Source organism: Knoellia sp. 3-2P3, assembly GCF_029223115.1.
Taxonomy (GTDB): Bacteria; Actinomycetota; Actinomycetes; order Actinomycetales; family Dermatophilaceae; genus Pedococcus_A.
This window is the reverse complement of record NZ_JARGZE010000004.1, coordinates 196,172-217,907: the sequence shown is the minus strand read 5'-3', so window position 1 is coordinate 217,907 and position 21,736 is coordinate 196,172. Positions and strand designations below refer to the sequence as shown.

Genomic DNA, 21,736 nt, shown 5'->3' with positions numbered 1-21,736 from the left:
GCATGACCGAGACCATCGAGAACGTCCAGACCCAGACCAACCGGAACGAGCCGCTGCTCAGCGTCCGCGACCTGCGGGTGACCTTCCAGCGCCACGGGGAGAAGCCGTTCGTCGCCGTCGACGGCGTCAGCTTCGACGTCCGGCCGGGCGAGACCGTCGGCCTCGTGGGCGAGTCGGGCTGCGGCAAGTCCGTGACCTCGCTCGCCATCATGGGCCTGCTGCCCAAGCGGGCCGTGACGGTCGAGGGCGAGGTCGACTTCCAGGGCACCGACCTGCTCCGGCAGTCCGACGAGCAGATGCGTGACCGTCGGGGCCGCGACCTGGGCATGATCTTCCAGGACCCGCTGTCGTCCCTGAACCCCGTCGTGCCCATCGGCGTGCAGGTGACCGAGGTGCTCGAGCGCCACCGCGGGATGTCCCGCAAGGCCGCGACCCCGGTGGCCCGCGAGATGCTCGACAAGGTCGGCATCCCCGACCCCGACCGGCGCCTCAAGGACTACCCGCACCAGCTCTCCGGTGGCATGCGCCAGCGCGCCCTCATCGCGATGGCCCTGGCCTGCCAGCCGCGCGTGCTCATCGCCGACGAGCCGACCACGGCGCTCGACGTGACGATCCAGGCCCAGATCCTGGCCCTGCTCAAGGAGCTGGTGCAGGACACCGGCACCGCGCTGGTCATGATCACCCACGACCTCGGCGTCGTGGCCGGCCTGTGCGACCGCGTCAACGTCCTCTACGGCGGCAAGATCGTCGAGCGCGGTGACCGGCACCCGCTGTTCGCCCACCCGCGCCACCCCTACACCGTGGGGCTGCTCGGGTCGATCCCCCGGCTCGACGGGGCGCGCGGCGAGAAGCTGACGCCCATCCCCGGCTCGGTGTCGGACAACCTGCCCTGGGAGCACGCCTGCGCCTTCGCGCCGCGCTGCCCCAACGCGCTCGAGAAGTGCCGCGAGGTGCGGCCCGAGCTGCTCGACGACGGCGGCGGCCGCTGGCTGCGCTGCCACAACCCCGTGGAGAACCCCCTGGAGGTGACCCGATGACCGTCAGCGAGACGACGGCCACGACCGAGAAGGCAGGAGCCGACGACGTCCTCGTCGACGTCAAGGGCGTCAAGGTGCACTTCCCCATCAAGAAGGGGGTCATCTTCGACAAGGTCGTCGGCTTCGTCTACGCCGTCGACGGGGTGGACCTGCAGATCCGCCGCGGCGAGACCTACGGCCTGGTGGGCGAGTCGGGCTGCGGCAAGTCCACCCTGGGCCGGGCCATCCTCAACCTGGAGACCCCGACCGAGGGCTCGGTCGTCTTCGACGGCGAGGACATCGCCTCCCTCAGCGGTGAGGCGCTGCGCCACAAGCGCCAGGACATCCAGATGGTGTTCCAGGACCCCATGGGCAGCCTCGACCCGCGGCAGTCGGTCGAGTCGCTGCTGATCGAGGGGATGAAGGCCCACGGCCTCGCCAAGGACGAGAAGAGCGCCGCCAAGCGGCTGCGCGAGCTCCTCGCGGCGGTCGGCCTGCCCCCGGCGGCCCTGAAGAAGTACCCGCACGAGTTCTCCGGCGGTCAGCGCCAGCGCATCGGCATCGCCCGCGCCCTGTCGGTGAACCCGAAGCTCATCGTCGCCGACGAGCCGGTCAGCGCCCTCGACGTCTCCGTGCAGGCGCAGGTCATCAACCTCCTGCAGGACCTCCAGGACGAGTTCGGCCTGACCTACCTCGTCGTGGCCCACGACCTCGCCGTCGTCCGCCACATCAGCGACCGCATCGGCGTGATGTACCTCGGTGCGCTGGTCGAGGAGGCCGCGGCCGACGACCTCTACGCGCAGCCGCTGCACCCGTACACCCGGGCCCTGATGTCGGCGGTCCCGGTTCCCGACCCGCTGGTGGAGGACCGCCGCGAGCGCATCCTGCTCAAGGGCGACCTGCCCTCCCCCGCCAACCCGCCCCGGGGCTGCCGGTTCCACACCCGCTGCCCGTGGCGGCAGGAGACCAAGTGCGACACCGAGCGCCCCCAGCTGCGGGTCGTGCAGGTCGACGGCGTCCCGTCGTCGCACCGCGTCGCGTGCCACTGGGCCGAGCAGATCGAGTCCGGCGAGATCCAGCCGCACGAGGTGGCGACCCTGCTGACCGAGCAGACCGACACCGGCGCCGGCGGCGACGAGTTCGTGGGGCCCGCCTCGGTCACCGAGGCGATGTAGCGCTGGCCCACCACCGCCGAGCCAGCGCGTTCCAGCCCGGCCGGAAGGCGTAGACGCCGGCCAGCCGCAGCCGGGCCACCTGCTGGTAGGCGGGGACGCGGCGCAGCGTGTCGGCGTCGGGGGCGGCGCCCGCCAGGAACGCCGCCCCCGCCAGCTGGGCTGCCCGCTCGCCGAGCAGGCCCTGGGCAACGCGCAGCTCGAGGTGCGCCAGGACGTTCCCGAGGTCCAGGGCTCGCTCACCCACGGCGAGGGTGTCGAGGTCCAGGACGCCGACGCCGTCCCGGGCCAGCACCACCTGCTTGTCGTGCAGGTCCCGGTGCAGCACCCCCACCGGCCCCGGCGGACCGGCCAGCAGGAGCCGGTATGCCGCCGGGTCGGCTGCCGCGGGCAGCAGGCCCCAGGCGACGGCCGACTCCACCCACCCCTCGGTCGTGCGCACCTCGTCGCGGGCGTCGTGGACCGGCAGGTCCGTGGCGTCGTGCCGGTGCAGGTCGGCGACGGCGCGGCCGGCGGCCGTCCAGGCCTGGACGAGGTCGACCGGGCCCGGCGCACTGCGTCCGACCTGCAGCAGGGTGGGGCCGGGGACCTCCTCCCACGTGACCACCCCCGCGGACAGGTCGTGCGCCAGCACGCGGGGCACGAGAAACGCGCGCCGGGCCGCCAGGCGCGTCCGCTCGCTGGTCGCCACCAGCCCCGAGCTGGTGCCCGGCCGCACCACCTTGGCGTAGGCGCCGTCCGGGCGCTGCACCACCGCCCGGCGCTCCGGCCGGTGGCTGACGACCCGGGCTCCGCGACGCACCAGTCCGGGCAGGGCGCCGAGCCGGCCGTCCGCCCCGGACCAGTGCAGGACCACGGGCTGTGCCGGGTGCAGCTCCGCGCCCCTGCCCGCTGCCGTCACCACGGTCTCGGCGCGGGCCCGGTCCGGCAGCAGCTGCGCCGCCACGGTGTCTCCGCGGGCGTCGACGTACTCGAGGTGGAGGGAGCCGTCCGGGCGCGGCCAGGCGCGACGAAGCCCCAGCGGCCCGGCGGCGGCCTCCAGCCGGGCCGCGGCCGCGAGGCTCCCCGTGTTCACCGCCGGCCCGTCTGTGCCGCGGCGCCCTGCACGAGGGCCGCCACTCGCTCGGCCCACTCCCCGTCCCCCTGCCGCAGCCGGAACGGTTCACCCGCGCGCTGCAGCAGGGCCAGGGCGGCCAACGGGCGCAGGCGGTCGGTAAGCCGCCCCGCGGGCCCCGCGGCATACGCGCGGATCATCGGCTGGAGCACGTCCACGGGGTCGGCGTCCGGGGGCCACCGGCCGGCCAGGACCTCGGCAGCGAACCACGAGGCGGCATCGGCTGCCGGCAGGTCCACGCGGACCCGGTCGAGGTCGAGCAGCGCCAGGCCGCGGCCGCGCACCAGGACCTGGTCGACTGACAGGTCGCCGTGCACCAGCACGCCCGGCGCCCGGGGGTCGAGCAGGGCCCCAAGGCGGGCCGCGACGGCGGTCGCGGCGGCGCCGAGGTGCGGGGCGACCGCGATGACGGAACGGACCGCGGCCCGGGCACTGGCCCGGTGGTCGGCGGAGGCAGCCCCGCGGAAGGGCTGGGCCCGGTGAGCCCGGGCGAGCAGCGCGCCTGCCTCTGCCAACAGCCCGGGCTCCGTCCCGTCCACCGGGTGCGCTCCCTGGAGGAAGTCGACCAGGGTGACCCGGCCACCGCGACGCGGGCGGTGCACCGCGGCCACCTCGACGCCCAGCTCGGCCCAGCACCGGGCCGCCGCGGCGGTGGGCAGCGTCGTGCCGGTGGGCTGCACCCTGGCGACGCGCACGGGCCCCCCGGCGCCGTCCAGGCGGGCGACGAGGCGGCGCGCCGGCTTGTAGGTGAGCACGGTGGTCCGCACCGCGCCGGGGACCAGGTCCGCCGGTTCGGCGACCACCCTTCGGGCCGCCCGCAGGGCCGGGTCGGCCGTGAGGGGGCCGAGGAGGAGCACGTCGTCGGCCAGGCACGGAGCGAAGTCCCCGGGTGCCTGCCGGCCCCGGAGCACCGGCTTGGCCAGCTTGTCGGCCGTGGTGGCCGTCCCCGCCACGGCGTACCCGTGGCGCACCCCGGAGGGTGTGACCGCCTCCACGGCGGCCGTGAGGCTGACACCGGGCTTGTACCTCAGGTACGTGACGCGGGCAGAGGCCACCGTGCCCCAGTCCGGGGCGGCCACGGCGGCGATCCGGCGCGCGGCGCGGTCCGGGTCCAGCAGGTCTGCCATCGCGAGCACCTCCGGGTCCCGGGCCACCACTTCCGCGTCGTCAGGTGAGAGCACCGCTCCTCCCGCCGCTTCCGTCGAGCTGGTGCAGCGTCGCCAGGACGCCGTCGCGGCGGGCCAGCAGCTCTGCGGGTGGCCCCACCTCGACGACCCGCCCACCGTCGAGGCAGGCCACGACGTCGCAGTCCAGCACCGCGTGGAGGTCGTGGGAGATCACCACGGCGGTCCGACCTGAGCACAGGTTGGACAGCGCGGCCTGCACCTCGCGCTGGTTGACCGGGTCCAGCCCCGTGGTGGCCTCGTCGAGGATGATCACCGACGGGTCGCGCAGGATGGCCCGTGCGATGGCCAGGCGCTGCCGCTGGCCGCCCGAGAGGGTGGCACCGCGTTCCCCGAGCAGGGCGTCGTAGCCGCCCAGCACCTCGGTGATGAAGGTGTGGGCGCGGGCCAGACGGGCAGCCCGTTCGACGTCGGCATCGCTGGCGTCCGGCCGGCCCAGGCGGATGTTCTCCCGCACCGAGCCGGCGAACAGCACCGACTCCTGCAGGACGATGGCCTGCTGGGCGCGCAGCGACGCCAGGACGTACTCGCGGACGTCGACCCCGTCGACCAGGACCCGGCCGCTGTCCACGTCGTGCAGGCGAAGGAGCAGGGCGGCCACGGTCGACTTCCCCGAGCCGGACGGTCCGACCAGCCCGAGCCGGGTCCCGGCCGGCACGTGCAGGCTCACCCCGCGCAGCGCCGGCTCCCCACGACCGAAGTCGACGGTCACGTCCTCGAGCCGGAGCTCGCCGCGCAGGCGGGGTGCGACCACCGCATCGGGGCGGTCGGTCACGTCGGCCGGAACGGCCAGCACACCCAGGATCCGCTCGCCCGAGGCCGCCGCCTTGGCGATCCGCCCGGTGTACTTGGCCATGTCCCGCATCGGTTTGAAGGCGCCCTTGAGGTAGCTCACGAACACCACGAGCTCACCCACGGTGAGCTGGCCATGCAGGACGCGGGTGGCGCCGACCAGCACCACTGCCGCCGTGGCCACCCCCACGAGCAGGTCGGTGTGCCGCTCCAGCCCGGCGGACAGCCGGGTCGCCCTGGCCCCCTCGGCAAGGCTGCGCTGGTTGCTGGCCGCGAACTGACCTCGAAGCACCCGCTCGAGCCCGTACGCGTGCACGACCGGCATCGCGCTCAGTCCCTCGGCGGCGGTGTTGGCGAGCTGGCCCTCCCTGCGCCGCTGTTCGCGCGCAGCGCCGGTGATCCTGCGGCTGCGACGGCCGCTCATGAGCAGGAACACCGGGAGGGCGGCGACGACGATCAGCCCCATCAGGGGGTCGAGGACCATCATCACCACGACCATCCCCACCAGCGTGATCACGTTGCCCACCAGCGGCAGGGCGGCGGTGACAGCGACGTCCTGGAGACGGCCGACGTCGGTGATCAGGCGGGTGACCAGATCTCCGGTGCGGGCCGTTCCGTGGTAGCGCAGCGACAGGCCCAGCAGGTGGTCGAACAGCACTGCGCGGACCTGGGTCATGGCGCGGGTCCCGGCGAGCGCCAGGCACACCGTCGACAGGTACGACGCCCCGGCCCGCAGGGCTGCGACTGCGACGATCGCCAGCGAGGCCAGCACGAGCAGCCGGGTGATGCCGGGCTGGCCGGCCGCCCCCGGGGCCACCACCGCGTCGATGACGACCTTCAGCGGCCACGGCTCGAGGAGCCGGAAGGCGACCTCGGCCAGCATTGCCGCCAGCCCACCCGCCAGGAGGGCTCGCTGCGATCGCACGTACGGGCCCAGCATCCGCATCGTGTGCCGGAGGCTGGGGACCGCCTCGGTCAGCGTGGCCTGGTGCCGGCCCATCACACCACCACCGGTGCGGGCGGCCGGAGCGGGAGGCCGGCCGAGGCCAGCGACGCGTCGACGACGGCCTCCCAGGTGTGCCGCTGCGCCGTGTGCCGTGCCGCCCGTCCCAGCCTCACCCTGAGCTCGGGCTCGGAGCGCAGCCTGGCGATCGCCGCGGCCAGGGCCACCACGTCACCCGCGGGGGTGAGCAGCCCGTCGACGCCGTCAGCCAGGAGCTGCGACAGCTGGCCGGACCGGCTGGCCACCACGGGAAGCCCCGCCGCGAGGTACTCGAAGACCTTGAGCGGCGAGAAGTACGTGTCCGCGACGGGGTACGGCGCCGCCGCGACGTGCAGACGGGCGAGCTCGGCGGGAAGCTGCCGGGGCGGCACCGCGCCCACGAAGTCCGCGCGGTGCGCGCCGAGCAGCCGGACCGCGAGCCGCTCGAGGGCCTCGCGTTCCGGGCCGTCCCCGATGACGCGGAGCCGCACCCCGTCCAGCAGGGCGACCGCCCGGACCAGGACGTCGACGCCGTGCCACGGCTTGAGCGTCCCGACGAATCCCACGGTGAACGGCCCAGCCGGTTCGGGTCCGGGCGTGAACCGGGCCGGGTCCACGCCGTTGGGCAGGACCACGGTGCGGGCACCCGGGGCGACCTCGCGCACCCAGGAGGCCACCGGCTCGGACACGCACAGCACCGAGCGGGCCAGGGCGAAGACGGCCCCGGCCCGGGCCAGCGCCCCGTCGCGGTCGACCAGCTGACGGTGGCGCGCCTGCTCCTCGACGAGCGGGGCGTTGACCTCGAGCAGGCCCGGCACCCCGAGCAGGCTGGCGTGCCGCATGCCGGCCGTGCCCCACAGGGAGTACCGCTCGTAGACGAGGTCGACCCGGGGCCCCTCACCCAGCCGCGCGGCCAGCTCGAGGTCGGTGCTGCGCTGCTGCTCCTCGCGCTGCGCGGGGGGGCCGCCCCCCGCCGGCGGGAGGCAGCGCACCTCCACCTCCTCCAGCCCAGCAGCCGGTGCGCCACCGGTCCGGGCGCACCAGAGGGTCAGCTGCACGCCTCTGCGCGCCAGCTGGCGCAGCACCTCCTGCACGTGGATGGAGCTGCCCTTCGTCCCGAAGACGGGCACGCCGGGGTCGGCGCAGACGTACGCGACGCGCATCACGCCACCTCGCCGCTTCGCGCCAACCCACGGGAGCCGACCAGCGAGCGCAGCACCCGCGCCTGCCGCCGCAGGTCGAACTCCGCCTCCACCAGGGCGCGCCCCTGCCGTGCCAACCGCTCCCGCAACGCCTCGTCAGCGAGCAGGCGCTCCAGCGCCCCTGCCAGGGCGGACGCGTCACCCGGCGGCACCAGCAGCCCGGTCGACTCGTGACGCACGGCCTCCGGGATGCCGGTCACGTAGGTCGAGACGCAGGGTGTGCCCAGGGCCAAGGCCTCGAGCAGCACCGTCGGGAGCCCGTCCGCGTTGCCGTCGGCACCGACCACGCAGGGGGCCGCGAGCACCGCCGCACCGGCCACCAGTGCCCGAATCTCGTTCTCCGGCAGCGGCCCGAGAAAGCGCACCAGGTGCTGCACCCCGGCCGCACGGGCCCGAGCCGCCAGCTCTTCGGCGAGCGGCCCGTCCCCGGCGACCAGGCACGGAACCTCATGGCCCCGTGCGGCGAGCAGGGCCACGGCGTCGACCAGGACGGCGAAGCCCTTCTTCTCCACGAGCCGGCCCACGGCGACGACCTCGTTCCGGCGCGGCCCCGGCTCGAAGCCGAAGCGGTCGAGGTCCACCCCGTTGTAGACCCGGTGGACCGCTCGGCTGGCGGTGGGGAAGACGTGGCGCAGGTGCTGCAGGTTGTAGTCACTCACCGTGACGACGTGGTGTGCGTCGGCCAGTTTGCGCTCGAGGTCGCGGTGGTCGACCTCGGTGTGGAAGATGTCCTTGGCGTGGGCAGTGAAGGAGTAGGGCCGCCCGGAGATGCGCGCGGCGACCCGGGCCACACTGGTCGCGGAGCTGCCGAAGTGGGCGTGCAGGTGGTCGATCCCCCGTTGCGCGACACACGTGGCCAGCTCGAGCGCCTCGGCGGCCTCCAGCGCCTCGAGGCCGAGGAGTGCCTCGAGGTGGCGGCCCACGGTCGGGTGGGCCGCCTGCGCCGCACGGGCCAGGTCCCACAGCTGGCTCGCGCGCAGGCTCGAGTGGCTGAGGTAGGTCACCGGTGCCCGCACCTCGGCGAGCGTGCCGTGGAAGCGACCATCGATGGGTGGCCGGAGCGAGAAGACCTCGATCTGCTCCCCTTGTGCCTCACGCGCCCTGATCTCGTTGACCACGAACGTCTCCGAGAAACGCGGATACATCTTGGCGACGTAGCCGACCCGCGGCTCAGACCGCGACATGCGCAGCCCGCCTCTCCTCGAGCAGCGCGGCCGCGAGGCGGTTGACCTGCGACAGCCCATCCAGCCGGGGCACCGGAAGCGGACCGCGACCGGCTCGCGACATGGCCCCGGCGACCCAGGAGGCCACCGACTGGGGGGTCAGGTCGCCGGGGCGCAGCAACGTGACCAGGCCGTGGTCCTCGAGCCGGGCCGCACGCACCAGCTGCTCCGCGCGCGGCGTCACCCGGGGCACCATCAGGGTGGGCAGCCGGCGGTCCAAGACCTCGCAGGCGGTGTTGTAGCCGGCCATGGCGACCACGGCCCGGGCCTGGTCCAGCAGCACCGCCATGTCGCTCACGAAGTCCAGCACCCGGAGGGTGGAAACGTCACGAGCGGTGGCGTGGAGCCAGGTGCGGTCCTCCCATGGCATCTGCGGTCCGAGCACCAGGGTGGCGCTCCTGCCGTGCAACGGCGCCGCCTCGACGAAGGCGCGTGCCAGCTCAGCGCCGTCGCCGCCGCCACCGACGAGCCCCAGCACGGTCCGGCGCGCGCCCGTCCGAGCCGTCCGCTCGTCACGGCCGTGCGCGAGGTATCCGGTGAAGTGCACCGCCTCTCGCAGGCGCGGGGGCACGACGATGTCCGCGGTGACGTCGTACACGCGCCGGTCGCCGTACACCCACACCGCGTCGTACCACGCGTCCAGCGCCGCGGCGCACCGGTGCGCGAACCACTCCCGCCCGGCAGCGGCGGGGTCGTCGAGCACGTCTCGCAGGCCCAGCACGACGGTCGAGCGCCCAGCCAGGGCCATCAGGGCGGCCTCCAGCTCCCCGCCCACCCCACGCGGGTGCCGGTCGACCACCAGCAGGTCAGGCGCGAAGGACGTCAGCGCAGCGGCTGCGACGCCCGAGCGCAGGGCACACAGCTCTGCGGGGGCGACCCCGGGCAGGTCCCGCGCGGCATACCTGTCCCGGCCCTGCTTGACCAAGCCGGGGAGCCGCAGCACGTCGCAGCCCGGGGGCCTGGGGAGCGCGAGAGCCTCCTGCGCTCCGCTGAGGACGAGGATGTCCGGGCGGGGGGCCAGGTCGCTGAAGGCCCGGGCCAGGGAGAGCGTGCGCCGGATGTGGCCGAGACCCAGCGCGTCGTGGCAGTACAGCGCGATGCGGGTCACCATGTCAGGCTGCGAGCCCGGCCCTTAAAGGCACGCTAACGCGCGGTAAACGGTGGTCCGTGCCCGTGCCGGACCGTCTGCAAGGCGGAGGTCGAGGGCGCGCTGACTACGCCGAACAACCGTGCTGCCGGGCGCGGCCCCCGCGTTAGCGTGCCCGCATGGCCTCCCTGCTGCTCGTGGAGGACGACGCCCGGTTCGGCAGCGCCCTGCTGCGCGCCCTGGCGGCCCGTGGCCACACCGTCGCGTGGGCCGCCACCGGCCGCTCAGGCCTCCAGCGCGCGCTGGAGGACGGGCTCGACCTCGTCGTCCTGGATCTCGGCCTGCCGGACATCGACGGGGCGCCCATGTTGCGCATGCTGCGAGCCGTCAGCAGGGTGCCGGTCATCGTCGTCACCGCGCGCGACGACGACGAGTCGGTGGTGGACCTGCTCGAGCACGGGGCCGACGACTACGTCATCAAGCCGTTCACCGCCGCGCACCTCAGCGCGCGCATCACCGCGGTGCTGCGCCGGGCTGGTGCGGCCACCCCGGACCAGCGCCTGGTGGTGGGCGACCTCGTGGTCGACCTGCGCGCCCACACGGTGGAGCTCGGCGGTCACCTCCTCGACCTGCGGCCGCGCGAGTTCGAGCTGCTGGCCTTCCTGGCCTCCCGGCCGGGCGTGGTCGTCTCGAGGCGGGAGATCATGGCGCAGGTGTGGCACCTGCCCTGTGGCGGGGCGGACAAGACGGTGGACGCCCACCTCTCCTGGCTGAGGCGCAAGCTCGGGGAGAGCGCGGACGAGCCTCGCCTCATCCGCACCGTCCGCAACGTCGGCGTCAAGCTGGTCGAGCCCACGGCGGCGTGACGGGCGGAGAGCCGGAGGCGAGCGGCTGACGGCGGTGGCCGCCGCTCGAGGGCGTCACCGGGCTGGGTGAGGGGTCCGGTGACGCCGGCTCGACGCGGCGGGCGGGAGGGCAGCTCGACGCGGCGTGCGGCAGGGCCGCTCACACGGCGGCGGCTCACACGGCGACATGGACCGGCCGCCTGCCCTCCAGCACGGCGGCGGCGAGGTCCCGCACACGGGCCAGGCCGTCGAGGTCGACGCCGTACGACCCTGCGGGCCTGCGGCCCCCGCTGACGCCGCTCACCCAGCTGGCCACGGCCTCGGGCCCCAGGTCGTCCGGGTGCAGCAGGTCCACCAGCCGGCGCCGGGCCAGCAGGGAGGCGCGCAGCATCTGTTCGCGCCGCGGCCTGGTGCGCGGCACCACGAGCGCGGGCAGGCCGCTCGCGAGCACCTCGCACGTGGTGCCGTAGCCGCCCATGGCCACCACGGCCGACGAGCGGTCCAGCAGCGACGCGGTGTCACGGACGAAGTCGTGCACGAGGAGGGTGGGCACGCCCAGGGCCGCCGAGCGCAGGGCGACTCGCTCCTCCCCCGGCATCTGCGGGCCCAGCACCAGGACGGCGGGGCGTCCGTGGAGGCAGGCCGCTGCGACGAAGGCGTGCGCGGTTGCCGCCCCGTCGGCCCCGCCGCCGACGAGGCCGAGCACGGGTCCCGGTGTGCCCTCCTGGTCCGCTGGCGGCGAGGGGCGGCGCCGGGCCGGGGCGAGGTAACCCGTGAACACCACGTCGTCCCGCAGCCGGTGAGGGATGCGGATGTGCTCGGTGGGGTCGTGCAGAACGCGGTCGCCGTAGACCCAGACCGCGTCGTACCAGGCGTCGAGCGCCTCCGTGCAACGATGCGCCGTCCACTCGCCGGCCGCAGCGACCGGCTCGTCGAGCACGTCCCGCAGCCCGAGGACCACCCGGGTCGTGGACGGGAGCGCGGCCAGCGCCGTCTCGAGCTCTGCGTGGGCTCCCCGGGGGTGCCGGTCGACGACGAGGAGGTCGGGAGCGAAGGCCGTGAGCGCCGCCCGCAACGCGACCGACCTGAGCAGGCGCACCTCCGGCGGCGGCACGCCGAGGAGGTCGCGGGCGGCATACCGCTCCTGGCCGCGCCTGAGCAGGCCGGGCAGCGTAAGGACGTCGCAGCCACGAGGTCGCGGGAGGAGCGCCGCCTCGGGGACGCTGCTGAGCACCAGGAGGTCGGGACGCGGGCCCAGGCCGCTGAAGGCCTGGGCAAGCGCGAGGCTGCGCCTGACGTGCCCGAGGCCCAGTGCGTCGTGCGAGTAGAGCGCGATCCGCGTCACGATGCCATCGTGGGCCGGTCAGCCCTAAACGTGCGCTAACGCCCGGTTAAGCCCCGGCGGTCCCCTCTGCTCGCCGCGGGGCCGGACCTCAGTCGTCGTCGTCGAACATGTCGTCCTGGTCAGCCTCGACCACGAACCTGGGGATGCCGTCGCTGCACCAGGCCTCCACCGAGACCGCGCCGGTGCCCACCCCGGCCTGCTCGAACTCCACGTCGCCGCCCCGCAGCCCGTCCGGGTCGTCCTCGGTGTCGGAGTTGGAGAGCTCGACGAGCTCCCAGCCGGGCTCCGGAGATGCACTGAGCCTGATCAGGCCGGCCTCGCAGACGCCGCTGACGTAGCCTCCAGCGGTGGCGATGCCGCGCGTCGCGCCGGAGGGCAGCGGGTCGGCGGCCGAAGCAGTCGCGGAGGGCCCCTCCGCCGTGGCGGGCGTGGTGGCGGCCGCTGCCACGGCCCGCGGTCCCGCAACGGTGGCCAACGGCCCCTCGATCAGCCCGGCAGCGGTGAACCCGACGCCCACCGAAGCGACGGCGAAGACCAGCCACAGGGCCGCCAGGAGCAGCACCCGCCTCATGTCCCCATTGTCGGCACCGCGAGGTTAAGGGCGCACTAAACGGGTGGAAGGCGCACCATAAGTACGACCGATGCCACGGCCGACTACGCCAGATGGCCGTGGGTGGAGCGGGGGGTCCGCCCGTACCGTGCGCTCATGGCGTCCCTGCTGCTCGTCGAGGACGACACCCGCATCCGCTGTGCGCTGCTGCGCGCGCTGAGCGAGCGGGGTCATGCCGTCACGTGGACGGCGACGGGCAGGTCAGGCCTCGAGCAGGCCATCGAGGGCAGGCACGACCTCGTCGTGCTCGACCTCGGACTCCCCGACATCGACGGCGCCCAGCTGCTGCGCATGCTGAGGGCCGTGAGCAGCATCCCGGTGATCGTGACCACGGCGCGCGACGACGACGCCTCGGTCGTCGACCTCCTCGAGCACGGTGCGGACGACTACGTGGTCAAGCCCTTCTCCTCCTCGACGCTGGGGGCCCGGATCGCCGCCGTCCTCCGTCGCAGCGACGCCGGCACGCGCGAGGAGGTCCTCCACGTCGGGACACTCACGGTCGACCTCGCCGGACGCACCGCCCGGCTCGGCGGAAGGCTGCTCGACCTGCGGCCCCGCGAGTTCGAGCTGCTCGCCTTCCTGGCCGGCCGGCCGGGCGTGGTCGTCTCGCGCCGCGAGATCATGGCCGAGGTCTGGCACCTGCCCTATGGCGGTGCGGACAAGACCGTCGACGTGCACGTGTCCTGGCTGCGGCGCAAGCTCGGCGAGTCCGCCAGCAACCCGCGCCTGATCCACACCGTGCGCAACGTCGGGGTCAAGCTCGTGCCGGCCACGACGCCGTGACACGAGGCGGCTGTGCGACGGCAGGTCTGGCTCCTGGTGGGTGCGACCACGTCGCTGGTCATGCTCGCCTTCGTCCTGCCCCTGGCACTCCTCGTGGACCGCACTGCCGACACCGCCGCGATCGCGGCGGCCACCAGGCGCGGCCAGTCGATCGCGCCGTTCGTGGCGACAGCCGACAACACGGCGGCGCTCGAGGCGGCACGGGCGGTCTCCGGAAGCGGGTACAGCGTCGCCATCTTCCTTCCTGACGGCAGGACCCTGACCACCCAGACAGCCGGGTGGCGCGGTGGTCGGCCGCGCGGGGAGATCAGGACGGCGGTGCAGCGAAGGCTGCCGGACGGGAGTGCCGTGGTGGACCAGCCGGTGTTCCGCGCCGACGGGACCGCCGTGATCAGCACGAGGGTGTCCTCCAGCAGGCTGGACCGGGGGGTCTGGCACGCCTGGGGTGTCCTGCTGACCCTCGGGACCGTGCTGGTGGCGCTCTCGCTGCTGGTGGCCGACCGGCTCGCCCGGTCGATCACGCGCCCGGCCGCCGACCTCGCGGCGGCGGCTGAGCGCCTGGGTGGCGGCGACCTGGAGACCACGGTGCGCCCGGAGGGCCCACCCGAGATCCGCAACGTCGCCGCGGCCCTGAACACGATGGCCCAGCGCATCACGTCGCTGCTGGCGACCGAGCGGGAGGCCGTCGCCGACCTCTCCCACCGGCTGCGCACCCCCGTGACCGCCCTGCGGCTCGACGCCGAGACGCTGCGGGACCCGGCGGAGCGCGCCCGGCTCGGGGCCGACGTCGACGAGCTCGTGGCCCAGATCGACGCGGTCATCGACCACGCCCGCCGACCCGTCAGCGAGCGGCCCCCTGCCGCGACCGACGTGGTGGAGGTGGTGGCCGACCGGATGGACTTCTGGAGGGTGCTCGCCGACGAGCAGGCGCGGCACGTGACGATGGCGCTGCCGCCGGGCCCGTGCCTCGTGGCCGCCCGCCGGGACGAGGTCTGTGCCGCCCTCGACGCCCTGCTCGACAACGTCTTCGCCCACACCCCCGAGGGCACGGACTTCACCGTCGTCGTCGAACCCCACGACGCGGGCGGCGCCACCCTCACCGTCCATGACACGGGTCCGGGTTTCCCGGACGAGCACATCCTCCGCCGCGGGGAGAGCCGAGCCGGTTCGAGCGGCCTCGGCCTCGACATCGCCCAGCGCCTGGCCCAGCGGTCGGGCGGCTCCGCGGAAGTGTCCACCGACGAGAGCGGAGCCGTGGTCCGCCTCCGGCTCGGTGGCCCACGCCACGACGCCGGGGTGCCCCTCCCTCCATGACAGCGGACTGCTCGTTTGCCAGAGTGTGCCCATGGCCCGCCTGCTGACTGACGACGAGGTCGAGCGGCAGCTCGGCGACCTGCCCGGCTGGTCCCGCGAGGGAGCCGCCATCGTGGCCACCCTCGAGGCCCCCGACTTCCCCACGGCGGTCCGGCTCGTGGACGAGGTGGCCGTGGAGGCAGAGGAGATGAACCACCACCCCGACATCGACATCCGCTGGCGCACCACCCACTGGCGCCTGTCCACCCACTCCGAGAGCGGGCTCACCCAGCTCGACATCGAGCTGGCCCACCGCATCGCCCGGGCGGCCACGCTGCTGGGGGTGCACGCCCGTGGCTGAGGACCAGCTGCACGCGGACGAGCCCCACGACCAGAACCACGCTGCGCGCCTCAACTGGTTGCGCGCCGGGGTGCTGGGGGCCAACGACGGCATCGTGTCCACCGCGGGTCTGGTCATCGGCGTCGCAGCGGCCACGAGCGACCGTGGGGCGATCCTCACCGCCGGCCTCGCCGGCCTGGCTGCCGGCGCGATGAGCATGGCTGCGGGCGAGTACGTCTCGGTGAGCACCCAGCGCGACACCGAGCGGGCGCTGCTCGCCAAGGAACGCCGCGAGCTGGCCGAGATGCCCGAGGAGGAGCTCGCCGAGCTGGCAGCGCTCTACGAGCAACGGGGCCTCAGCCGGGCCCTGGCGCAGCAGGTGGCCGTCGAACTCACGGAGCACGACGCCCTCGCCGCCCATGCCGAGGTCGAGCTCGGCATCGACCCGAACGAGCTGACCAACCCGTGGCACGCGGCCTGGGCGTCGATGCTGGCGTTCACGGTGGGTGCGCTGCTGCCGCTCATCGCGATCCTGCTCCCGTCGGCGACCGGGCGGATCCCGCTGACCGCGGCGTCCGTGGTGCTCGCCCTGGCGCTCACCGGCTGGATCAGCGCCCGGATGGGTGGCGCCGCGACGCGGCCGGCGATCGTGCGCAACGTCGGTGGCGGCGCCCTGGCCATGGCGGTCACCTACGCGATCGGCTCCCTCGTCGGCATCGCCGTCTGACACTGGTCCCATGCGAGCGCGCCGCGGACCCGCCTCACCGGGGCTGGCCGCGCTCGCCGACGCCACACCGACCGACCGCGATCGGCTCGTCGACCTGGTGCGGGCCGCCAGCATCCTGGTGGTCGCCGTGGGGCACTGGACCATGGCCGCGCTCGAACCCCGCCCGGACGGCGGTCTGCGGCTGCGCAACATCCTCGAGGTCACGCCGTGGGCGCACGCGCTCACCTGGGTGTTCCAGGTCATGCCGCTGCTCTTCTTCGCCGCAGGTTTCACCAGCGCCCTGGCCCTGCGGCGGCACCACCGCAGCTGGTCCGCCTTCGTCGCCACCCGTCTGGTGCGCGTGCTCCCGCCGACGGTGGTCCTCGTCGCGGTCTGGCTGGTGCTCTCGTGGGTCCTCGTCCGGGTCGGCGTGCCGGCGCCGGTCGTCGACGCCGCCGGTGACGCCGCGGCCATGCCGCTGTGGTTCCTCGCGGTCTTCCTGCTCCTCGCCATGGTCGCCCCGGTGCAGCACCGGTTGCACCGCCGCCGTCCGTGGCTCCTCCTGGCCGTCCTTCCGGTGCTCGCCGTGGTGCTGGACCGCGCCCAGGGCACGGCGCTGACCCCGCTGGGCTACCTCAACTACCTGGTGGTGTTCGGCTTCAGCCAGCAGCTGGGATTCCTGTATGCCGACGGGGCGCTCGTGCGCGCCCGTCGCCGCTGGTGGCTGCTCGCCACCGCCGGTGCGCTCGGCGCGCTGCTGCTGCTGACCGGGCCGGGCCCCTACCCGGTGAGCATGCTGGGCCTGCCCGGCCAGCGGGTGTCGAACATGCTGCCGCCGAGCGTGTGCGTGGTCGCGGTCGGCGTCGTGCAGCTCGGGATCGTCATGCTCGCCAGGCCCGCACTGCTGCGCTGGCTCGAGCGACCGCGGGTGTGGCGGGCGACGGTGGCCGCCAGCGCCGTGGTGGTGACCGTCTTCCTCTGGCACCTCACCGGCCTCGTGCTGGCGGCGGGGGCCGCCTACCTGTCGGGCCTGCCGCTGCCGGCGATCGGCTCGGCCCGCTGGTGGCTCGAGAAGCCGCTCTGGCTGTTGGCCGCGGCAGTGGTCACCACCGGTCTGGTGCTGCTCTTCGGCCCGGTGGAGCGCGCCGCCGCGGCTCGCGCGCGCTCCGCGACGGCCCGGTGGGGTGGGGTCGCCGCGGTCCTGTCCGTCGCAGGCCTCACCATGCTCGCCTGCGCGGGCTTCGCCGACCCGCTGGAGCGCAGCGGGATCGCCCTCGCGGGCCAGCGGTTCGCCCCCGCCGCCGGCGCCGTCCTGCTCGGCGCTGCCTGGCTGCTCAGCCGTGCCGGCGCGGAACCCGCGGGCCGGTAGGTCGGGCTACTCGCAGACGACGCCGTCGCCGTCACGGTCCCGGTACCAGTCGTACTCGGGGTCCCGACCGGACACGTACGGCCCGTAGCCGGCTGACGTCGCCGCCGAGCACGTTTCGAAGCGAGGGTCGCTCCCTGCCGGGCGTGCGGCGGGCGCGACGGCGGCGGTGCTGCTCGGGCTGGGCCGCGGCGCCGAGGGAGCCGTGGCGGCCTCCTCCGGCCCGCCGCCCAGCGGCACCTGCCCAGCACGGGGCAGGGGCTCACCGGGGCAGCCGGAGAGCACCCGGCTGACCGCGTCACGCTCGGCGGCGGTGACCCACAGGCCGTAGCGCTGCTTCACGGCGACCTGGCGCGCGACGTACGCGCACCGGTACGCCCGCCTCGGCGGCAGCCAGGTGGCGGCGTCGCCGTCGCCCTTGCGCTGGTTGGCCGTGCCCTCGACGGCGAGCAGGTTCAACGGGTCGTTGGCGAACGCGGTCCGCCGCGCGAACGACAGCTGCTGCGCACCCTTCTGCCAGGCGTCGGACAGCGCGACGACGTGGTCGACCTGCACCCGGCTGGAGGTGTCCTGCCCGCGGACGAACGCGATGGTGGCCCCGGTGTAGGGGTCGTCCAGGGTGCCGCGCAGGACGAGGCAGCCTCGCGTGCCCGCCTTGAGGGTGTAGGCCGTGAGGTCGCGGCGCAGGATGTCGTTGCGGGTGTCGCAGCCGTTGCGGTCGACGTCGGACCACGCCTGTCCGAACACCTCGCGCTCGTAGCCGGTGCGGGGCGCCCGTCCCTTGACCGGGAGGGTGGCTAGGGCGGCCAGGGCGGTGCCCGCCCGGGGCACCGGCCTGCTCGGTGTCGTGACCGGCTCGGTGCGCGCCGCGGGTGTCGAAGAGGGTGGCGACGAGGGTGTGGCCGCGGGTGGGACGCCGGGCGACGGCGCCGCCTCCTCGCTGCTGGGCGCCACGGTGGCCGGCGGTCCGGCCACGGTGCCGGCGGGCTCGGCCTGGCCGGAGAGGCCGGGCCAGACGAGGGCTGCGGCGAGGAGGGCGCAGCCGACCAGCCAGGCGAGCCGCGGGGGTCGTGCTCGTGAGGACATCTGGGGGCGTCTCGGGGAACCTCGGGTGCGGGGGGACCGGCACAGGCTAGGCGTCGGCCCTCCGCGACACACGCACATCGGCGGCCGGTCGGCCGAACGGCCCACTGCCCCCTCGTCGTCGGGCGGAACCCCAGCTGTGCCCCGGACGTTGTCCGCACTCCTCCCCCAAGCGGAAGCGGTGAGCTACTCCTCCATGTCTGGCTACTGGCTCGACATCGCCCTGGTCGGCCTCCTCGTGCTCCTCAACGCGGCCTTCGCCGGCAGCGAGATGGCCCTCGTGTCGCTGAGGGAGGGGCAGCTCAAGCAGCTCGAGAGGCAGGGCGGCACCCGGGCACTGCGCCTGGTCCGCCTCGCCCGCGATCCCAACCGGTTCCTCGCGACCATCCAGATCGGCATCACCCTCGCCGGCTTCCTCGCCTCGGCGACCGCGGCGGTCTCCCTGGCCGAGCCGCTCGTGCCGTTGCTCTCCGGCCTCGGGGCCGCGGCCCAGCCGGTGGCGGTCGCCGGCGTGACCCTGGTGCTGACCTTCCTGACCCTGGTCTTCGGCGAGCTGGCGCCCAAGCGCCTGGCCATGCAGACGGCCCTGCCCTGGGCCCTCGCCGTGGCGCGCCCCCTCGACGTGCTCTCCACGGTCTCGCGGCCGGCCGTGGCGCTGCTGGGAGCGTCGACCGACGCCGTCGTCCGCCTGTTCGGGGGCCGCTCGGAGTCCGAGGAGGAGCACATCTCACCCGAGGAGCTGCGGGACCTCGTCACGAGCCACCGCGACCTCAACCCCGAGCAGCGCGAGATCATCAGCGGGGCGCTGGAGATCCACGAGCGCATGCTCCGCGAGGTGCTCGTCCCGCGCGGTTCCGTCGTCACCGTCAACGGCTCGGCGACCCTCACCGAGGCTCGGGCGGCCATGGCCGCGGCCGGCCACTCCCGCATTCCGGTGACCCGGCGCCACCACCTCGACGACGTCGTGGGCATCGCGCACTGGGCGTCGGTGCTCGAGGGCGGCGACGAACCGGTGTCCTCGGTCGCCGCGCCGGCCCTCGTGCTGCCGGACACCGTGCGGGTCTCCGACGCGCTGCGCCATTTCAAGGCCGAGCGCCAGCAGATGGCGCTGGTCGTCGACGAGCACGGCGCCGTCGACGGGATCGTCACGCTCGAGGACCTGCTGGAGGAGATCGTCGGTGAGATCTGGGACGAGACCGACCGCGACGTCCTCGGCGCCGAGCGGTCCGCGGACGGCGCGGTGACGCTGCCGGGCACCTTCCCCGTCCACGACCTCGACGACGTGGGTGTGCGCCTGGAGTCGGCGACCGGCGACTACACGACCGTTGCCGGGCTCGTCCTCAGCCACCTCGGCCGGGTGCCCGAGGCGCCGGGCGACGAGGTCACCGTGGACGGCTGGCGCATCGAGGTGCTCGAGGTGGGCCACCACGCCATCACGCGGGTGCGGCTCACGCCGCCGTCGGTCGACCACGCCGGCCCGTAGCCGCCGGGCTCGCGCGCCCGGCGGCTCACCCGCGGACGTCGCGGCGCCGGAAACCCCACACGCCGACGGCCACGAAGACGACCACGGTCGCAGCCGCGACGGCGGCTGCTGGTCCGGAGACGCCGGTGCGCAACGGGTCGTGGGCGATGTACTGGTAGAAGGGCGAGTAGGGCTGCAACGGCTCGAGCCACGAGACCATCGCGCCGAGCCCGTTGACGAGGTAGGCCACGACCGCGACACCGGTCGGGATCGCCCGGCTCAGGCCGACGTCGCCGGTCACCGCGCCCACCGCGAGCGCCATCGCCCCGAAGACGAGCCCGAGGAGGGCGAGGTGCAGCATGGCGGCGGCGACCCGGTCGACCGGGATCACCATGTCGAAGAGCCTGCCCTCCACGACCAGCGCGAGACCGAGGGTGGCCGACAGCACGAACGTGCCGGCCACCATGGCGCCGGCCTTCTCGAGCAGCACGCGGGTGCGGCTGACCGGCTCGGCGAGGAGCAGGTCCATGGTCCGGCGGTCCTCCTCGCCGGCCACGCCCCGCGAACCCTGCGCCACGGCATACAGGATCACGAGGATGGGACCCATGAAGGACATCAGCTCGATCTGGATGTAGCCGACGGGCGTCGACATGTCGGCGCCGGAGGAGGCGAAGAGGGAGCGGAACGCCTCCGGCATCGTGTCGAGGAAGTCGTTCAGCGACGGCTGGTCGCGGATCCCCGGCCAGATGGCGGCATACATCAGCACGAGCAGCACGATCGCCGTGGCCCAGCCCAGCAGTGAGCGCCGCTGCTCGTAGGCGGTCTTGGCGAAGACGCTACGGAGCATGGACGGCCTCCTTCTCGTAGTAGGCGAGGAAGGTCTCCTCGAGCTCGGCCTCGGCACACTCGAAGTCGAGGACGGTGTGCCGGCCGACCTCCTTGATCACCGCGTCGAGCGCGCTCTCCGGCGCGCTGCACGAGAACGAGTGGTCGTCGACCTTGAGGTCCCGCAGGCCGGGGAGCGCGGCGAAGTCGCCCTGTTCGACGTCGTCGGCGAAGGTCGCGCGGATGTGGTGGAGCGAGCGCTCCCGCAAGTTGGCGAGCCGGTCGACGGCGATGAGGCGGCCCTCGCGCAGCACCCCCACGCGGTCGGCGACGCGCTGCACCTCGCTGAGGACGTGCGAGCTGAGCAGCACCGAACGTCCGTCGGCGGTGTGCTCGTGCAGGATCGCGTAGAACTCCTGCTGCGCAAGGGGATCCAGGCCACCGGTGGGCTCGTCCAGCACCAGCAGCGCGGGCTGGGACATGAGGGCGAGCACCAGGGCGAGCTTCTGCCGGTTGCCCTTCGACAGCTCGCGTGCCGGCCTGGTGAGGTCGAGGTCGAGGCGCTCGGCGTAGCGACCGGCGGCCGCCGTGCCGTCCTCCCCGCGCAGGTGGCCCAGGTAGCCGACGTGCTGTGCCCCGGTCAGCTTGCCGTAGAGCGCCGGCTCGCCGGAGAGGTAGCCGACCCGGCGGCGCACGTCGACCGACTGTCGCCAGGTGTCGAGCCCGTCGATCTCCGCCGACCCGCTGGTGGGCCGCAGCAGCCCCATGAGCAGCCGCAGCGTGGTGGTCTTCCCGGCCCCGTTGGGGCCGAGGTAGCCGAACACCTCGCCGCGCTCCACCTCGAGGTCGAGGTCCCGCAGCGCGACGGTGTGACCGTAGTGCTTGGTCAGGCCGTGCGTGCGCACGATGGACGTGCCCGTCATGACTGCAGCGTCGCGCCGGCGTCCCCCTGCCGGGTAGGGCCTTTGTGCCCCGGGCTCCTCAGCCCCCTGCGGGACTGCGGCGGCGCCCGAGGACGAAGTAGGCGATCGGCCCCGCGAAGTTCACCGAGGTCGCGGGCACCCACGCCCACTTCGGGCCCCGGACCAGCTCCTTCGGCCTCCGCCGCAGGTCACGCAGGGCGAGGAGCTGCAGGGTGACCTGGATGACGGCGCCTACCACCACCATCCGGCGCTGCCCCTCGTCGAGGTCCTTCCACCGTCGCTTCTCCCGCACGGGCCCATCCTCCTGCGGGGGCAGCACGGGACGGACCCACGTTTGCCCTAGTCCTGCCGATGGCCGATCCGTGGCGTCATGACCCGTTCTG

The 21,736-nt window shown here is 74.3% G+C and carries 21 protein-coding genes; 9 read left to right on the top strand and 12 right to left on the bottom strand.

Going from position 1 to position 21,736, the window contains the following annotated elements; translation table 11 throughout:
- Window positions 1-2 precede the first annotated feature (2 nt).
- Entirely contained in the window at window positions 3-1,037 is a 1,035-nt protein-coding gene (locus P0Y31_RS13555) for an ABC transporter ATP-binding protein (RefSeq protein ID WP_275870206.1), read from the top strand.
- Window positions 1,034-2,191: an oligopeptide/dipeptide ABC transporter ATP-binding protein gene (locus P0Y31_RS13550; protein WP_275870204.1), complete on the top strand. Its 1,158-nt coding sequence runs from the start codon at window positions 1,034-1,036 to the stop codon at window positions 2,189-2,191. Before P0Y31_RS13555 ends, P0Y31_RS13550 begins: the two co-directional genes overlap by 4 nt.
- Here P0Y31_RS13550 and P0Y31_RS13545 read toward each other — a convergent pair.
- Genes P0Y31_RS13545 through P0Y31_RS13520 form a run of 6 tightly spaced genes read right to left on the bottom strand, consistent with a single transcriptional unit; the run spans window position 2,175 to window position 9,793 of the window.
- The gene (locus P0Y31_RS13545; RefSeq protein WP_275870203.1) at window positions 2,175-3,263 is read right to left on the bottom strand and encodes an aminoglycoside phosphotransferase family protein; all 1,089 of its coding nucleotides are present in this window, start codon (window positions 3,261-3,263) and stop codon (window positions 2,175-2,177) included. The genes P0Y31_RS13550 and P0Y31_RS13545 overlap by 17 nt on opposite strands.
- A complete protein-coding gene (locus P0Y31_RS13540) occupies window positions 3,260-4,483 on the bottom strand; it encodes a phosphotransferase (RefSeq protein WP_275870202.1) in 1,224 nt (407 codons plus the stop codon). Before P0Y31_RS13540 ends, P0Y31_RS13545 begins: the two co-directional genes overlap by 4 nt.
- Complete coding sequence (locus P0Y31_RS13535) at window positions 4,470-6,278, bottom strand: ABC transporter ATP-binding protein (RefSeq protein ID WP_275870201.1); 1,809 nt, start codon at window positions 6,276-6,278, stop codon at window positions 4,470-4,472. The genes P0Y31_RS13540 and P0Y31_RS13535 overlap by 14 nt, the downstream gene beginning before the upstream one ends.
- Window positions 6,278-7,423 (bottom strand): glycosyltransferase family 4 protein, encoded by a 1,146-nt coding sequence (locus P0Y31_RS13530; protein WP_275870200.1) that lies wholly within the window; start codon window positions 7,421-7,423, stop codon window positions 6,278-6,280. The genes P0Y31_RS13535 and P0Y31_RS13530 overlap by 1 nt, the downstream gene beginning before the upstream one ends.
- Window positions 7,423-8,646: a glycosyltransferase family 4 protein gene (locus P0Y31_RS13525; RefSeq protein WP_275870199.1), complete on the bottom strand. Its 1,224-nt coding sequence runs from the start codon at window positions 8,644-8,646 to the stop codon at window positions 7,423-7,425. The genes P0Y31_RS13530 and P0Y31_RS13525 overlap by 1 nt, the downstream gene beginning before the upstream one ends.
- Window positions 8,633-9,793, bottom strand: coding sequence for a glycosyltransferase (locus P0Y31_RS13520; protein ID WP_275870197.1), 1,161 nt, complete (start codon window positions 9,791-9,793; stop codon window positions 8,633-8,635). The genes P0Y31_RS13525 and P0Y31_RS13520 overlap by 14 nt, the downstream gene beginning before the upstream one ends.
- 158 nt (window positions 9,794-9,951) lie before the next feature.
- On the opposite strand from P0Y31_RS13520, the gene P0Y31_RS13515 reads away from it, so the two are divergent.
- Complete coding sequence (locus tag P0Y31_RS13515; protein ID WP_275870195.1) at window positions 9,952-10,638, top strand: response regulator transcription factor; 687 nt, start codon at window positions 9,952-9,954, stop codon at window positions 10,636-10,638.
- A 154-nt stretch (window positions 10,639-10,792) separates the two neighbouring features.
- Here the strand turns inward: P0Y31_RS13515 and P0Y31_RS13510 are convergent, their stop codons facing one another.
- Window positions 10,793-11,962: a glycosyltransferase gene (locus P0Y31_RS13510; RefSeq protein ID WP_275870194.1), complete on the bottom strand. Its 1,170-nt coding sequence runs from the start codon at window positions 11,960-11,962 to the stop codon at window positions 10,793-10,795.
- An 88-nt stretch (window positions 11,963-12,050) separates the two neighbouring features.
- Window positions 12,051-12,533, bottom strand: coding sequence for a hypothetical protein (locus tag P0Y31_RS13505; RefSeq protein ID WP_275870192.1), 483 nt, complete (start codon window positions 12,531-12,533; stop codon window positions 12,051-12,053).
- A 135-nt stretch (window positions 12,534-12,668) separates the two neighbouring features.
- On the opposite strand from P0Y31_RS13505, the gene P0Y31_RS13500 reads away from it, so the two are divergent.
- Genes P0Y31_RS13500 through P0Y31_RS13480 form a run of 5 tightly spaced genes read left to right on the top strand, consistent with a single transcriptional unit; the run spans window position 12,669 to window position 17,063 of the window.
- Window positions 12,669-13,355 (top strand): response regulator transcription factor, encoded by a 687-nt coding sequence (locus tag P0Y31_RS13500; RefSeq protein ID WP_275870190.1) that lies wholly within the window; start codon window positions 12,669-12,671, stop codon window positions 13,353-13,355.
- A gap of 12 nt (window positions 13,356-13,367) precedes the next feature.
- Entirely contained in the window at window positions 13,368-14,669 is a 1,302-nt protein-coding gene (locus P0Y31_RS13495) for a HAMP domain-containing sensor histidine kinase (RefSeq protein WP_275870188.1), read from the top strand.
- A 31-nt stretch (window positions 14,670-14,700) separates the two neighbouring features.
- Window positions 14,701-15,009: a 4a-hydroxytetrahydrobiopterin dehydratase gene (locus P0Y31_RS13490; protein ID WP_275870186.1), complete on the top strand. Its 309-nt coding sequence runs from the start codon at window positions 14,701-14,703 to the stop codon at window positions 15,007-15,009.
- A complete protein-coding gene (locus tag P0Y31_RS13485; protein WP_275870184.1) occupies window positions 15,002-15,715 on the top strand; it encodes a VIT family protein in 714 nt (237 codons plus the stop codon). The genes P0Y31_RS13490 and P0Y31_RS13485 overlap by 8 nt, the downstream gene beginning before the upstream one ends.
- Window positions 15,716-15,725: 10 nt before the next feature.
- Window positions 15,726-17,063: an acyltransferase family protein gene (locus tag P0Y31_RS13480; RefSeq protein WP_275870182.1), complete on the top strand. Its 1,338-nt coding sequence runs from the start codon at window positions 15,726-15,728 to the stop codon at window positions 17,061-17,063.
- Between the two features lie 6 nt (window positions 17,064-17,069).
- On the opposite strand, the gene P0Y31_RS13475 is transcribed toward P0Y31_RS13480, so the two are convergent.
- The gene (locus P0Y31_RS13475) at window positions 17,070-18,146 is read right to left on the bottom strand and encodes a DUF1524 domain-containing protein (RefSeq protein ID WP_275870180.1); all 1,077 of its coding nucleotides are present in this window, start codon (window positions 18,144-18,146) and stop codon (window positions 17,070-17,072) included.
- Window positions 18,147-18,339: 193 nt separating this feature from the next.
- Here P0Y31_RS13475 and P0Y31_RS13470 point away from each other — a divergent pair, with 193 nt between their 5' ends.
- On the top strand, window positions 18,340-19,626 hold the full coding sequence (locus P0Y31_RS13470) for a hemolysin family protein (RefSeq protein ID WP_275870179.1): 1,287 nt from the start codon (window positions 18,340-18,342) through the stop codon (window positions 19,624-19,626).
- Between the two features lie 25 nt (window positions 19,627-19,651).
- Here P0Y31_RS13470 and P0Y31_RS13465 read toward each other — a convergent pair whose 3' ends face one another.
- From P0Y31_RS13465 to P0Y31_RS13455, 3 genes are read right to left on the bottom strand one after another with little or no spacing between them, the layout of a single operon-like run.
- Window positions 19,652-20,452 carry an ABC transporter permease subunit gene (locus tag P0Y31_RS13465; RefSeq protein WP_275870177.1) on the bottom strand — a complete coding sequence of 267 codons (801 nt, stop codon included), beginning with the start codon at window positions 20,450-20,452 and terminating at the stop codon, window positions 19,652-19,654.
- Window positions 20,442-21,353, bottom strand: coding sequence for an ABC transporter ATP-binding protein (locus tag P0Y31_RS13460; RefSeq protein ID WP_275870175.1), 912 nt, complete (start codon window positions 21,351-21,353; stop codon window positions 20,442-20,444). Before P0Y31_RS13460 ends, P0Y31_RS13465 begins: the two co-directional genes overlap by 11 nt.
- A gap of 58 nt (window positions 21,354-21,411) precedes the next feature.
- Window positions 21,412-21,645, bottom strand: coding sequence for a PLDc N-terminal domain-containing protein (locus P0Y31_RS13455; RefSeq protein WP_275870173.1), 234 nt, complete (start codon window positions 21,643-21,645; stop codon window positions 21,412-21,414).
- Window positions 21,646-21,736: the final 91 nt, after the last annotated feature.